Raw genomic sequence first — 13156 nt, forward strand, 5'->3', positions numbered from 1 at the left:
CTTAGTGACCACCGATTGGGTGGATTTTGGGGCACGGAACCGGCTGCGGCCCTTCGGAAACCCATCGAGCTGCCGCGCCTCGGCGGGAGATGACAGCTTTGCGACGATCGGCCTCAGATCGTCCCAGAAGGGCTAGAGCGGCAGAATCCGGTTCAAGAGGTCGAGCAGCGTACGCTGCTCGGCCTCGCTGAGCGGCGCCAGCATCCTTTCATTGTAGGGCTGCGTCAGCCTTGCCCCCTCGGCAATGAGCTTTGCGCCCTTTGGCGTGAGCATCAGTTCGACGGCACGGCGATCGGACTTCGAGCGGTTGCGCTTGATGAAGCCGGATGATTCGAGCTCGTTCAGGATCTTGATCAGGTTCGGCAGGCGCAGGCGGAGCAGGCTGGCAAGGCTGCTGGGGGGAACGCCCGGATTGTCGCGAATGACGGCGAAGATCGCATAGGTCGCGGGCGTCAGGCCCAATGCGGCGAACTCCTCGTAGAAGCCTTCGAAGAACTTCAGCTGCGCAAGCCGCAGCATGAAGCCGGGCGTCCGCTGAAGCGCGCGCAAATCGAGCGATGTCTCCGATTGCTGAGCGGACTTCGCTCCGGGTCGTAACGCTTTCGAGCTCATGATCCTCAATCCGCGGCGGCGGCCATAAGTCGGCCGAATTGACACTCTCAAAAATAGCTATAAAATATAACTATTATTCAGCGGCACCAAGACCGCATATGGGAGGGAGACAATGAACAGCAAATTCCTGCATAAATTATGCATGTTGGCCGCGATGCTGACGGCCGCACCGGCATTCGCCCAGGATGTCGTCAAGATCGGCATCCTGAACGACCAATCGGGTCCGTTCGCGAGCTATCAGGGCATCGGCTCGGTCATCGCCGCCAAGATGGCGGTCGAGGACTATGGCGGAAAGGCCGGCGGCAAGCCGGTCGAGGTCGTCGCGGCCGACCATCAGAACAAGACCGACATCGGCATTGGTATCGCCAGGCGCTGGTACGAGAACGACGGCGTCGACGCGATCTTCGACATTCCGAACTCGTCGATCGCGCTCGCTGTCGCCGGCATGAGTGCCGAGAAGAACAAGGTCTTCGTCGGATCGGGCGCCGGAACGGTGCTCCTGACCGGCGAGAAATGCACACCGAACACCGTGCACTGGACCTACGACACCTATGCCTATGGTCGCGGCCTCGGCAAGGCGATCGTGCAGCAGGGCGGCAAGAAATGGTTCTTCATCACCGCCGACTATGCCTTCGGCCATGATCTGGAGAAGCAGGCGGCGGAGGCCGTGAAAGCGTCCGGCGGCGAGGTGCTCGGCAGCGTGCGGCATCCACTGGGAACGGCCGACTACGCCTCCTTCCTGCTCCAGGCCCAGGCGTCGGGCGCGAACGTCATCGGCTTTGCCAATGCCGGGGACGACACCATCACATCGATGAAGCAGGCCGCCGAATTCGGGCTGACCAAGGACCACAAGCTGGCCGGACTGATCCTCGGCATGAACGGCCTGCCCGCACTCGGACTGAAATTTGCGCAGGGCGCGCAGATCATGAACCCGTTCTACTGGGATCTGAACGACGGCACGCGTGCTTTCGCAAAACGTTTCGCCGAACGCATTCCCTCGAAGGCCTATCCGAACGACATGCAGGCCGGCGTCTATGCCTCGGCCATTCACTATCTCAAGGCGGTCGACAAGGCCGGCGGCGCCAAGGACGGCAAGGCGGTGGTAGCGGCGATGAAGCAGATGCCGACCGACGATCCGCTGTTCGGCAAGGGCTACATCCGCAAGGACGGACGCAAGATCCATCCGCTCTACCTCTTGCAGGTCAAGGCTCCCGACGAGTCGACCTCCGCCTGGGATCTGCTGAAGGTGGTCGCCACGGTCAGGGGCGAGGACGCGTTTCGGTCCGAGAGCGAAGGCCAGTGCCCGCTGACGAAACAATAGCCGTTGGGAGCTGACCATGAGCGGCATTGCATCGAGTCCGGTTGACCCGTTTGCACCTGACTTCCTGATCGACCCCTATCCTGCCTATGAGGCGTTGCGCGCGCTCGGGCCTGCGTTCGCGCTGGAGCGCTACGGCGTGTGGGCCATGGCAGGCTATGCCGAGGTCGAACCGGCCCTGAAGGACTGGAAGACGTTCATCAGTGGCGAGGGCGTCGGGCTCCACGGCATGAACCCGGCACTGCCAAAGCCGCTGACGCTCCAGATCGATCCGCCCGACCACGACAAAGGCCGGCGGGTTCTCGGCCGCACCCTGTCTCCCGGCGTCGCAAGGAAGCTGCGCGAGACGTTTCAGCGGGAAGCGGAGAAGAAGGTGTCGGAGCTGATCGACAGAGGCTCATTCGATGCCGTAACCGATCTCGCCGAAGCCTATCCCATGAAGGTGTTTCCGGATGCGATCGGCATCCGGCCGGACGGCCGTGAGAAGCTGCTGGCCTGGAGCACGTTCGTGTTCGACAGCTTTGGCCCTGACAACGAGATGCTGGCCGCATCGCGCAAGGCAGGTCTCGCGGCCCAGAGCTGGATCATGGAATGTTGCGCGCGAGATGCATTGCAGCCCGACGGGCTCGGCATGATGATCTACCAGGCGGCCGACGAGGGTGAGATCACCGAGCATGAGGCAACGCATCTGGTGCGGCCGTTCCTCACTGCCGGGATCGACACCACCGTCAACGGTATCGGCAACACCCTGCTCGCGCTCGCCACCCATCCGGATGAATATCGCAAGCTCCACCACAGACCGGAGCTGGCGCGCAATGCTTTCGAGGAAGGCCTGCGTTATGATTCACCGGTGCAGACGTTCTTTCGCACCACCTCGCGCGACGTCGAGATCGGCGGCGGCGTGATCCCGGCGCATCGCAAGGTGCTGCTGTTCATGGCCTCCGCCAACCGCGATCCCGCGCGCTGGGACAGATCTGATAGGTTCGACGTGGAACGGGTCGCGACCGGCCATGTCGGCTTCGGTGCCGGCATTCACGCCTGCGTCGGCCAGATGATCGCGCGTCTGGAAGGTGAGCTGATCTTCAGCGAGCTCGCAAGGCGCGTGAAGACCATCGAGCTCACGGCTGAGCCGAAGCGCAGGCTCAACAATTCCCTGCGCGGCCTTGCGAGCATGCCGGTTCGCGTCGCAGCGGCCTGACTGCGTCGCATGTAGCGCCGCGGTCGATCACTGCCGGCTCTTGAGCCGGCTGCGGTGTGCGGCCTGCTTGGCCCGGTTGCCGCAGATCGCCATTGTGCACCATCGCCGCGCGCGCCTCCGGGTATGGTCGGCGAACAGCATCGTGCAGTTATGACCCTCGCATGCCTTCACGTCGGAAAAATCCTCCTCGCAGACGAATTTCGCCAAGGCTTCCCCGATCGGCAGCAGCAGGGATTCGGGTGATCGCCAGCGCCGCATCCTGAGCAGCGCAAGACCGTCACCCTGCTCACCGTTGCGCGGCACGATCTGCCTGAACGCCTCATCGCGCTCCAGGACGCCGTTCAGCGGGCCAAGCTCATGCAACGCCTTCGCAGTGAGCGGCCGGCCGGCATGCGCCTGAACGAAACCGCGAAACCACTCGCGCAAGGCACAGGCCTGACCGGCGACCTTGTCGAGCTCGCCCGGCATCGCGCGCGCCTTCAGCGCACCCAGCTCATCCGCCGGCACCAGCTTCGCCTGTGCCAGCCAGTCGACCAGACCCTCGCCATCGTCGAGCCAATCGACCGGCGTATCGACCGGTGTCGCCACCGAGTTGAGGAAATCAAGGCCGAGCGAGTCGGCGATGAACATGGCGGGCGGTCTGTCCATGAGCGGTCCCTGTCCGGTCCGAAACCTGGGCTCTAGGTAACCTCTAAAAAGGCTATTGACAAGTTACGTCACAGATTAATAACCTCTAAAAATCGCTTTAGCTGGTTACGACCAGTAATGGAGACCGGCCATGACCCCGACCACCTACCGCACCGCAGACGTCGACGGCTTCAAGGTGTTCTATCGCGAGGCCGGCCCCGCCGGCGCGCCGAAGCTCCTCCTGCTGCACGGCTTCCCGAGCGCGGGACACATGTTCCGCGACCTCATCCCGCAGCTTGCAGACCGGTTTCACATCGTGGCGCCGGACCTTCCCGGTTTCGGCCAGTCCGACATGCCCGCACGCGACACCTTCCGCTACACCTTCGACAACGTCGCGCGCGTGATCGAGCGCTTCACCGAAGTGATCGGTTTCGATCGTTTCGCAATCTATGTGTTCGACTATGGCGCGCCGACGGGCTTTCGGCTGGCGCTCAGCCATCCCGAGCGGATCACGGCCATCATCTCGCAGAACGGCAATGCCTATGAGGAGGGCCTCAGCGAAGGCTGGACTCCGATCAAGGCCTATTGGCAAGACCCTTCACCGGCCAATCGCGAGGCGCTGCGCACCTTGCTCACGCCGGAGGCCACGCGCTGGCAGTACACGCATGGCGTTCCCGATCCGGCCGTGGTGTCGCCGGACGGCCAGAACCTCGACAATTTCTATCTCGCGCGCCCCGGCGCCGACGACGTGCAGCTCGATCTGTTCGGCGACTACAAGAGCAACGTCGCGCTCTATCCGTCATTCCAAAGCTATTTCCGCACTCACAAGCCGCCGTTCCTGGCGGCCTGGGGCAAGAACGATCCGTTCTTCATCCCGCCCGGCGCCGAGGCATTCAAGCGCGACAACCCCAATGCGGCGGTGCAATTCTTCGACACCGGCCATTTTGCGCTGGAAACGCATGCGAAGGAGATCGCGCAAAGCATTCGCGCGTTCTTGAAATAACGGAAGCTGTCGCCATGGCCCATGCGAGACGATCTCCGGAACGGCTCAGCGCATTTTCGGACGGCGTGTTCGCGGTCCTGATTACGGTGCTCGTGCTGGAGCTTCGTCCGCCGGAAATCCCGACCTTTGCGGCGTTGCTGGCGCTGTGGCCGACGTGGCTCTCTTATGCCGTCAGTTACGTCTTCATCGCGATCGTCTGGGCCAACCATCACCATCTGATGCGCTATGCGAGCGAAGCGACGCCGCGACTGATGTGGTTCAACTTCGCGCATCTGTTCTCGGTGTCGCTGCTGCCGCTCTCCACCGCCTGGATGGCGGTGAGCGAGCTCGCACCGCAGCCGGTCGCGTTCTATGCCGCGGTGTTCTTCCTGGTGAACGCGACCTATGTCGCACTAATCTGGGATCTCGTCGGAGGAGCGCCGGATAGCGAGGTCGCGCCGCGGGAGCGCAAGATCATGCGCGTCCGCTCGATCGTGACCCTCGGCGTCTTCGCGCTCGCGGCCGCGGTCGCCCTGCGCTTCCCCGTCGCCGGGCTTGCGATGTGTTGCTGCTGCCTGATCGTCTATTTGAGACCGGAGGCGCCGGGTGCCGAGGACGGCACGCCGGACAAGTCCCAGTGAGCCAGCACCGTGGCAGAAATCGCTAATTCCGCGCCGGAGCCGCTGCGGCCGCCGAGCGCGCCCGCCCGGGTGTGCCGGGTTGGGCGACTGGAGCTGCCGGGGCGCGCGAGCGCATGATCGCGGCGTCGATCTCGGCAATGACGCGGCGCTGGATCGCCTCGTTCTTGTCGATCGAGATATGGCCGACGCCGGTGCCGCGCACGTCGACATTGTCGAGCTTGCCGCGCAGGCCAGCGGCAGCCCGCACCGGCTCGCCGGGACCATCACCGATATAGATGTTGATGTAACGCTCGGCGCCGGTCGACAGCTTGGTCTTGAACACGGAGTCGAGGCCGATCGCGAGCTTCACGGGAACGCCGAGCTGGTTGAGCTTGGCGATCATGTCCGGCAGCGCGGTCGCGCCGGAGGAATGGCCGACCAGGATGATGGTCTTGAGGCGGCCGGCCTTGTAGGCGGTCGCGGCTTCATCGGCGAGCGAGGACCAGGAGACGAAGTTGGCGACGGTCACCGGGATGCCCTGCGCCTGGAGCCGGGCGCCGATCGTGTCGAGCCCAAGCGAGAAGATGTTGAGCACGCCCCGGAGCAGGTAGACATGCGTGGTTGCTGTCGCGACCTGGCTCGGCGCGGCCTTGGCGCCGGTCGGGCTGATGGCAACAACTGACAGCAGAAGCAGGGCCATCGCCCACACACGGAGGTCGGACAACTGGTTGGCGCCAGCGGTGTGACGGCCGTTCGGTCTCATCGGTGTTTTCCTTGGGGACAATACGCTTCGCGATTGGCCGGAATCGTAGCCACGGCCTGCTCGCAGACGCAACAAAGAGCCGCGTGAGCGACAATCTTAGCCGCATGCCGTGACCATCGCGCAACACTTGCCTGAAACCTGCCACCGAATGGCCGGTTTTGAGATCATTTTTCTCCGGGGAATTGCGGCCCGGTAAGGGCGTTCCTATCTCAGGGCTCCGCTGACCCGCCCTTCCCGGCGGGTTCCAGCCTCCCTCCCTCAGCCTTTGCTCTTAGCCTTGCGGCCATCATGTCCTCCATCATTTCCGTCGCCAATCTGTCGAAGACCTATGGGTCCGGCTTCAAGGCGCTCAAGAACGTCAATCTCGACATCAAGCGCGGCGAGATTTTTGCACTGCTCGGGCCGAACGGCGCGGGCAAGACCACACTGATCTCCATCATCTGCGGCATCGCCAACCCGAGCGAGGGCCGCGTCCTCGTCGGCGGCGAGGACATCCAGACCTCCTACCGCAAGGCGCGCTCTCTGATCGGCCTCGTGCCGCAGGAGCTGCACACCGACGCCTTCGAGAGCGTGTGGGCGACAGTGAGCTTCTCCCGCGGCCTGTTCGGCAAGCCAAAAGATCCTGATCATATCGAGAAGGTCCTGAAGGACCTCTCGCTCTGGGACAAGAAGGACAACAAGATCATCACGCTGTCCGGCGGCATGAAGCGCCGCGTGATGATCGCAAAAGCACTATCGCACGAACCGCAGATCCTGTTCCTGGACGAGCCGACCGCCGGGGTCGACGTCGAGCTGCGCAAGGGCATGTGGGAGGTGGTGCGCACCCTCCAGCAGTCCGGCGTCACCATCATCCTCACCACGCATTACATCGAGGAAGCCGAGGAGATGGCCGATCGCATCGGCGTCATCAACAAGGGCGAGATCGTTCTGGTCGAGGACAAGACGACCTTGATGCAGAAACTCGGTAAGAAGCGGCTGACGCTGCATTTGCAAGGCCAGCTCGATGCGCTGCCGGACAGCCTGAAGCACTATAAGCTCGACCTCTGCGACAGCGGCGCGACGCTGGTCTACGATTACGACACCAAGGGCGAGCGCACCGGCATCACCAGCCTGCTCGGCGACCTCCGCACCGCCGGCATCCGCTTCAACGATCTCGACACGACGCAATCGTCGCTCGAGGACATCTTCGTCGACCTCGTGAGGACGTTATGAATCACCGCGCCATCCGCGCCATCTATCTGTTCGAAATGGCGCGCACCTGGCGCACGCTGCTGCAAAGCATCGTCTCGCCTGTGGTCTCGACCTCACTCTATTTCGTGGTGTTCGGCGCCGCGATCGGCTCGCGCATCAGCCAGGTCGAGGGCGTCAGCTACGGCACCTTCATCGTGCCGGGCCTGATCATGCTCTCGGTGCTGACGCAGAGCATCGCGAATGCCTCGTTCGGCATCTACTTCCCGAAATTCACCGGCACGATCTACGAGATCCTGTCGGCGCCGATCTCCTATTTCGAGATCGTGCTCGGCTATGTCGGCGCGGCCGCGACCAAGTCGATCATCCTCGGCCTGATCATCCTCGCCACCGCCGGGCTGTTCGTGCCGCTGCACATCCATCATCCGGTCTGGATGCTGGCCTTCCTGGTGTTGACGGCGGTGACCTTCAGCCTGTTCGGCTTCATCATCGGCATCTGGGCCGACGGCTTCGAGAAGCTGCAGATGATCCCGATGCTGGTGGTGACGCCGCTGACCTTCCTCGGCGGCAGCTTCTATTCCATCGACATGCTGCCGGCCGGCTGGCGCACGGTGGCGCTGCTCAACCCGGTCGTCTATCTGATCTCGGGCTTCCGCTGGAGCTTCTATGAGATCGCGGATGTCAGCGTGTCCGTCAGCATCGGCATGACGCTGGCGTTCCTGGTGGCCTGCCTGGTCGTGATCTGGTGGATTTTCCGCACGGGGTATCGGCTGAAGAATTGACGGAGATACGTAGCCCGGATGGAGCGTCCGCGTAATCCGGGACCGTCGTAGCCTCATGCGACAGCAGCCCCGGATTGCGCTGCGCTCCATCCGGGCTACGACGACATCACCGATAGCAATGGAAGCGGTGGTAACCGTCATAGTACCCATGGCAGCGGTGGCGGTAGTGACGGTGGGGAATGCCGAGCACGCCCTCGACCGCGCCAACGGCGCCGCCGACACCGGCACCAACGACACCGCCGACCGCGCCGCCGACGGGGCCGGCAATCCGGTTACCTTCATAAGAGCCTTCCTGGGCGCCGCGCACGATGCCCTGGGCGTGGCCGGCTTGCGGTAGCGACAACAGCGCGAGCAGTATGGCGGCGGCTGCGAACAGCAGGCGGACGGGTCGAGCGGCCGGCAATTGCGCGGCGGCGATACGGGCTTTGTTCATCTTCAGTCCCAACGGATGAATGGCAGCGAGCGCTGCCCTGTGAAGGATGGCCGTGATCAACGCACCGAGCGCCGGAATGGTTGCGCCTTTGTGACGAATTGTCGGCGTTGTGAACGCAAATCCGGCTCGCGAAAATGTCAGCGCCGCCGCGAGCCACGCGGCACAAAGCGGCCTTGCTTACGCCCTGCATCGCGTTAACGATGGACGGCTAGGCCGCTGGAACGAAAGCCGGACTGCAGGCATAGTGCACGACGGGGGACGGAGAGCCGCGGCGCCTAGCATGAACAGGCCGGAGGCCAGAAGTCCGATGCGTTCGTTTTTGATTGCTTTCACCTCCCTGATGTTTTTGAGCGCGGGCGCCGCCCAGGCCAAGGTCGAGATCACCATCGACAAGGACAATCAGCAGATGACCGTCGCGGTCGATGGGATCGCGCGCTATCACTGGCCGGTGTCGACCGGCATCCCCTCCCGCGAGACGCCGAACGGCGCGTTCCGCGCCTTCCGCATGGAAGAGGATCACTACTCCAAGGAATTCGACGACGCGCCGATGCCGCACGCGATCTTCTTCACCAAGATCGGGCATGCCATCCACGGCACCGACTCGGTCGGCCGGCTCGGCTCGCCGGCCTCGCATGGCTGCGTGCGGCTGTCGCGCCAGAATGCCTCGACGCTCTATGCGCTGGTGCAGCAGCAGGGCGTGCTCAACACCACCGTGACGCTGACCGGCTCGGCGCAGGTGGCGCTGGCGCGCAATCCCCGCGGCCGCAACGCCAATGCAGTTGCCCGCGCGCCGCAGCCGGCCGAAGAACAGTATAGCGCCGCCGGCGATCCCGTGAACCTGACGCCGCCGGCGCAGCCCGCCCGCCGCTACATGCCGCAGGACGACAATTACATCTATCCGGCTGACGGCAGCGACACCGGCGCGCGCTATCCGGCGCCGCGCTCGGCCAGCCGCCCGCTCTATGACGCTCAGGTCTATCAGCAGCAGCAGCCGCGCCCCTATTACGACCAGGGCTATGGCCAGCAGGGCTCCTACTATCAGCCACAGCCCCGGCAGGTTTATCAGCCGCGCGGCTATTACTACCAGAACTGAGGCAGCCGTCTTCGTCACCGCCTTCGGCGGTCGGCACGAACAATAGATTGCTATTCGAGGCACCATGCCAACACGTGCCACGACCGCACTAGCTGTGCTCTGGGTTTTGATGGCGGGAGAGGCCATGGCATCGGATTTGGCCTTCGATCTCGAGGCGCATCGCGGCGGGCGCGCGCTGCTGCCGGAAAACACCCTGCCGGCCTTTGCCAACGCGCTGTCGATGGGCGTGGACACGCTGGAGCTCGACGTCGGCGTGACCGCGGACGGCGAGGTCGTCGTTTCGCATGAGCGCGGGCTCAATCCGGATCTCGCGCGCGGCCCCGACGGGGCCTACATCACTGCGCCCGGCACCCCGTTCGTGAAACTGCGGCTCAACGAGGTCAGGACCTATGACGTCGGCCGGATCCGGCCCGATAGCGCCTACGCGAGACAATTTCCTGACCAGCGCGCGATGCCGGGGACCCGCATTCCCACCTTGAGTGAGCTGTTCGCACTGGTGCGCAAATCCGGCAACACCCGCGTGCGCTTCAACATCGAGACCAAGATCGATCCGAACCATCCGGACCAATCTCTCGACCCGCAGGCTTTCGTCACCAGACTGCTCAGCCTGATCGAGGCCGAAAAATTTTCCGACCGCGTCATGATCCAGTCGTTCGACTGGAGGACGTTGCAGCTCGTGCAACAGCAAGCACCGAAGATACCGACGGTGTACCTCACGCTCCAGCGCGGCTCAGGCCAGACGGTGGCGCTCGACAAAGCCACCAACTGGACGGCGGGCTTCAATCCGGCCGATCATGGCGGCTCGCTGCCGCGGACGATCAAGGCCGCAGGCGGCGCAGTCTGGTCGCCTTATTTTGGCGATGTGACCGCGGCGCTCATCTCGGAGGCCCGCGGAGTTGGACTGCGCGTCGTGGTGTGGACGGTCAACAAGCCCGACGACATGGCGCACATGATCGAGCTTGGCGTCGATGGCATCATCTCCGATAGGCCGGACCTGTTGCGGCAGATCGCCGCCGAGAAAGGAATTGTACTGCCGGCGGGCACGCCGGTGGAGCCTTAGAACCGACCCGCCTTGTAGCCCGGATGGAGCGAAGCGCAATCCGGGAGCAGCGCCCGTCACGCCGAAGCGGCCCCGGATTGCGCTTCGCTCCATCCGGGCTACGAAAAGGTCCCTACTCTCCATCCCTTAAGCGCCGATACAGCGCGCCCAGAATATTGGAATAGTCGTCGCTCCAGACCCGCACCCTGTCGTCAGCTTCGGTCTGCTCCCATGACTTCGAGGAGGCGAGCTTGCCGATGTCGGCCTCCTCCCGCGCGGAGATGACGACGTCGGTCGAGAAGATGTAATCGGAATCGCGCCCGGAATCCTCGTTGAAGACCCAGCTCGTGAGATCGTTGGCATCCGCAATGCCGACCACGACGGTCTCCAGATCGAGATGCCGGTTGGAGACGTGCATCACCACGGCGCCGTGCGGGGCGAGCTTGTCCTTGTAGATCTTCATCGCCTCCTTGGTCGCAAGATGAATCGGGATCGCATCGGACGAATAGGCATCGACGATGATGAGGTCGTAGGCACCGTCGGGCTCCTTCGCGAAGGTGAGCCGCGCATCGCCGATCACCGGCTTCAGATCCGGCAGGCAGTTCGAGATGTAGCGGAAATTTTTGGGGTTGCGCGCCGCATCGACCATGGACTGGTCGATCTCGAAGAATTTCCAACTCTCTCCTCGTTCTGCAGCACAGGCAAGCGTGCCCGAGCCGACGCCGATCGCGGCGACCTTCAGCGGCGCGCCCTTACGCTCGCGGATCGCGCTCACGGCCTGACCGATGCCGCCGTCCTTGTGATAGTAGGTGATAGGCTCGGGCCGGCCGGCGACCGGCGTGCCGTCATTGTTGCGGAAGCGCTCCGCGCCGTGGATCGTGGTGCCGTGCATCAGTACGTGGAAATAGCCGCCGGGCGTCTCCACGATCTTGTGCACCCCGAAGAAGCTTCGTACCGTGGTGACGCGCCCCTCGTCCGCGGGATAAACCCGGATCAACGCCAGCGCGAGTACAACGGTCGCAAAAATCTTCCAGCGGTCGGCATTGAACGTCAACGCCAGCAGCGCGGCGAGCACGCCGACGGCGCCGGCCACCCAGACGCGGTGGTCCTCGAACCAGATCGAGAGCCCGCCTGTCGCATAGGACGGCACAACGAGCGCCGCCGCGAGCGCGGCGAGCGCCAGCCAATACCATCGAACGAGGCCGGCGAGGCGCTCGTTAGCAGGCGGTCGGCACAGCGCGGCGAGCGCAATCAGGATCGGATATTCGGCGATCCACGAGAAGGTGAACGGTGCGACGAGCCCTGCGAACAGGCCGCCAACCATGCCGCCGAACGACAGCGCGACATAAAAGCCGGTGAGATGTTTGGCCGCCGGCCGCGTCCGCGCCAGCTCGCCATGGCAGGCCATGGCGATGACGAAGAAACACAATTGATGACCGCCGAGTGTGAGCAGCAGATTCTGCTCCCCGCCGAAAGCCAGCAGGACAACCACGCCTGCGATCGCAACCGGCTGCAGCATCAGCATCCATTTGTGCGGCAGCAGCGGACGCGACTGGAACACGACGACCCAGGTGAGCAGATACAGCGACAGCGGCAGCACCCACAAAAGCGGCGCCGCCGCGACGTCGGTGGAGATGTGCGCGGTCACCGCGATGAGCAGGCCCGACGGCACCGCGGCCAGGAAGATCCAGCGCAGCCGCGTCACCAGACCAGGCGCGGGCGCATTCACCTCCTCCGTTCGCGCATCCGCCACCGTCAGCTGCGGCGAGCGCAACAGCAGCATGCCGCAGCCAGCGATGAGCAGGATCAAGAGGCCATAGCCGGCGGTCCAGAACCGGTTCTGCGCGTGCAGCGTGAACATCGGCTCCAGCAGGAACGGATAGGACAGCAGCGCGAGGAAGCTGCCGATGTTGGAGGAGGCATAAAGGAAATAGGGATCGTGCCCGGCGGGATGGCCGGTGCGGACGAACCAGGCTTGCAACAGCGGATTGTTGGCGGCGAGCGCGAAGAACGGCAATCCGATCGAGACCACGAACAGGCCGAGCAGCCAGACCGCATAGCCCGAAGCGGGCGGCTCGCCGTAGGCGGAGGCGATTCCGAGCGGCAGCGTCGCGAAGGCCGCGATCAGCAGCACCAGATGCACTGCGACCGGAACGATGCGGTTTTTGACCTGCATCAACAGATGCGCATAGGCGTAACCCGCCAGCAGCAGCGACTGGAAGAACACCATCGCCACCGACCACACCGCCGGCGAGCCGCCAAGCCGCGGCAGCACCATCTTGGTGAACAGCGGCTGCACGGAGAACAGCAAGAGCGCGCTGACGAAGATCGCGGCGGTGTAGACCGTCAGCAGCAGCCGGTTGCGCGAGGCAGACCACTGCTCCGTGGCGGCGGGTTGCACGATCGAATCCATGGGAGCTCCGGCAAAAGCGTTTTCCAGCGAAGTGGGCACCGGTTCGGTTCGCGCGAGAAAACGCGTCGGACAATGCCCCCGGCGGGCG

13 protein-coding genes are annotated in these 13156 nt (G+C 64.0%); 8 read left to right on the forward strand and 5 right to left on the reverse strand.

Annotation, left to right across the window (positions count from 1 at the left end; genetic code table 11):
• Positions 1 to 132 precede the first annotated feature (132 nt).
• The gene (locus tag AAE027_RS27620) at positions 133 to 612 is read right to left on the reverse strand and encodes a MarR family winged helix-turn-helix transcriptional regulator (protein WP_370989343.1); all 480 of its coding nucleotides are present in this window, start codon (positions 610 to 612) and stop codon (positions 133 to 135) included.
• 112 nt (positions 613 to 724) lie between these two features.
• On the opposite strand from AAE027_RS27620, the gene AAE027_RS27625 reads away from it, so the two are divergent.
• Together AAE027_RS27625 and AAE027_RS27630 are read left to right on the forward strand one after the other, a co-directional pair.
• On the forward strand, positions 725 to 1933 hold the full coding sequence (locus tag AAE027_RS27625) for an ABC transporter substrate-binding protein (protein ID WP_370989342.1): 1209 nt from the start codon (positions 725 to 727) through the stop codon (positions 1931 to 1933).
• A gap of 16 nt (positions 1934 to 1949) precedes the next feature.
• Positions 1950 to 3128: a cytochrome P450 gene (locus AAE027_RS27630; protein WP_370989341.1), complete on the forward strand. Its 1179-nt coding sequence runs from the start codon at positions 1950 to 1952 to the stop codon at positions 3126 to 3128.
• Positions 3129 to 3155: 27 nt separating this feature from the next.
• Here AAE027_RS27630 and AAE027_RS27635 read toward each other — a convergent pair whose 3' ends face one another.
• On the reverse strand, positions 3156 to 3776 hold the full coding sequence (locus AAE027_RS27635) for a CGNR zinc finger domain-containing protein (RefSeq protein WP_370989340.1): 621 nt from the start codon (positions 3774 to 3776) through the stop codon (positions 3156 to 3158).
• Between the two features lie 130 nt (positions 3777 to 3906).
• On the opposite strand from AAE027_RS27635, the gene AAE027_RS27640 reads away from it, so the two are divergent.
• Together AAE027_RS27640 and AAE027_RS27645 are read left to right on the forward strand one after the other, a co-directional pair.
• On the forward strand, positions 3907 to 4758 hold the full coding sequence (locus tag AAE027_RS27640; RefSeq protein WP_370989339.1) for an alpha/beta fold hydrolase: 852 nt from the start codon (positions 3907 to 3909) through the stop codon (positions 4756 to 4758).
• A 14-nt stretch (positions 4759 to 4772) separates the two neighbouring features.
• Positions 4773 to 5378, forward strand: a complete 606-nt coding sequence (locus AAE027_RS27645; RefSeq protein WP_370989338.1) for a TMEM175 family protein — start codon at positions 4773 to 4775, stop codon at positions 5376 to 5378.
• A gap of 22 nt (positions 5379 to 5400) precedes the next feature.
• Here the strand turns inward: AAE027_RS27645 and AAE027_RS27650 are convergent, their stop codons facing one another.
• Positions 5401 to 6120, reverse strand: coding sequence for a hypothetical protein (locus AAE027_RS27650; RefSeq protein ID WP_370989337.1), 720 nt, complete (start codon positions 6118 to 6120; stop codon positions 5401 to 5403).
• A 288-nt stretch (positions 6121 to 6408) separates the two neighbouring features.
• Here AAE027_RS27650 and AAE027_RS27655 point away from each other — a divergent pair, with 288 nt between their 5' ends.
• The gene (locus AAE027_RS27655; protein ID WP_370989336.1) at positions 6409 to 7332 is read left to right on the forward strand and encodes an ABC transporter ATP-binding protein; all 924 of its coding nucleotides are present in this window, start codon (positions 6409 to 6411) and stop codon (positions 7330 to 7332) included.
• Positions 7329 to 8090 carry an ABC transporter permease gene (locus AAE027_RS27660; protein ID WP_091879164.1) on the forward strand — a complete coding sequence of 254 codons (762 nt, stop codon included), beginning with the start codon at positions 7329 to 7331 and terminating at the stop codon, positions 8088 to 8090. The genes AAE027_RS27655 and AAE027_RS27660 overlap by 4 nt, the downstream gene beginning before the upstream one ends.
• A gap of 106 nt (positions 8091 to 8196) precedes the next feature.
• Here AAE027_RS27660 and AAE027_RS27665 read toward each other — a convergent pair whose 3' ends face one another.
• Positions 8197 to 8523 (reverse strand): hypothetical protein, encoded by a 327-nt coding sequence (locus AAE027_RS27665; RefSeq protein WP_130220097.1) that lies wholly within the window; start codon positions 8521 to 8523, stop codon positions 8197 to 8199.
• 280 nt (positions 8524 to 8803) lie between these two features.
• On the opposite strand from AAE027_RS27665, the gene AAE027_RS27670 reads away from it, so the two are divergent.
• Positions 8804 to 9616 carry a L,D-transpeptidase gene (locus AAE027_RS27670; protein ID WP_370989335.1) on the forward strand — a complete coding sequence of 271 codons (813 nt, stop codon included), beginning with the start codon at positions 8804 to 8806 and terminating at the stop codon, positions 9614 to 9616.
• Positions 9617 to 9740: 124 nt separating this feature from the next.
• Complete coding sequence (locus AAE027_RS27675) at positions 9741 to 10676, forward strand: glycerophosphodiester phosphodiesterase (RefSeq protein ID WP_370989334.1); 936 nt, start codon at positions 9741 to 9743, stop codon at positions 10674 to 10676.
• A 112-nt stretch (positions 10677 to 10788) separates the two neighbouring features.
• On the opposite strand, the gene AAE027_RS27680 is transcribed toward AAE027_RS27675, so the two are convergent.
• Positions 10789 to 13068 carry a fused MFS/spermidine synthase gene (locus AAE027_RS27680; RefSeq protein WP_370989333.1) on the reverse strand — a complete coding sequence of 760 codons (2280 nt, stop codon included), beginning with the start codon at positions 13066 to 13068 and terminating at the stop codon, positions 10789 to 10791.
• Positions 13069 to 13156 lie beyond the last annotated feature (88 nt).

The organism is Bradyrhizobium sp. DN3 (assembly GCF_041357655.1).
Classification (GTDB): domain Bacteria; phylum Pseudomonadota; class Alphaproteobacteria; order Rhizobiales; family Xanthobacteraceae; genus Bradyrhizobium.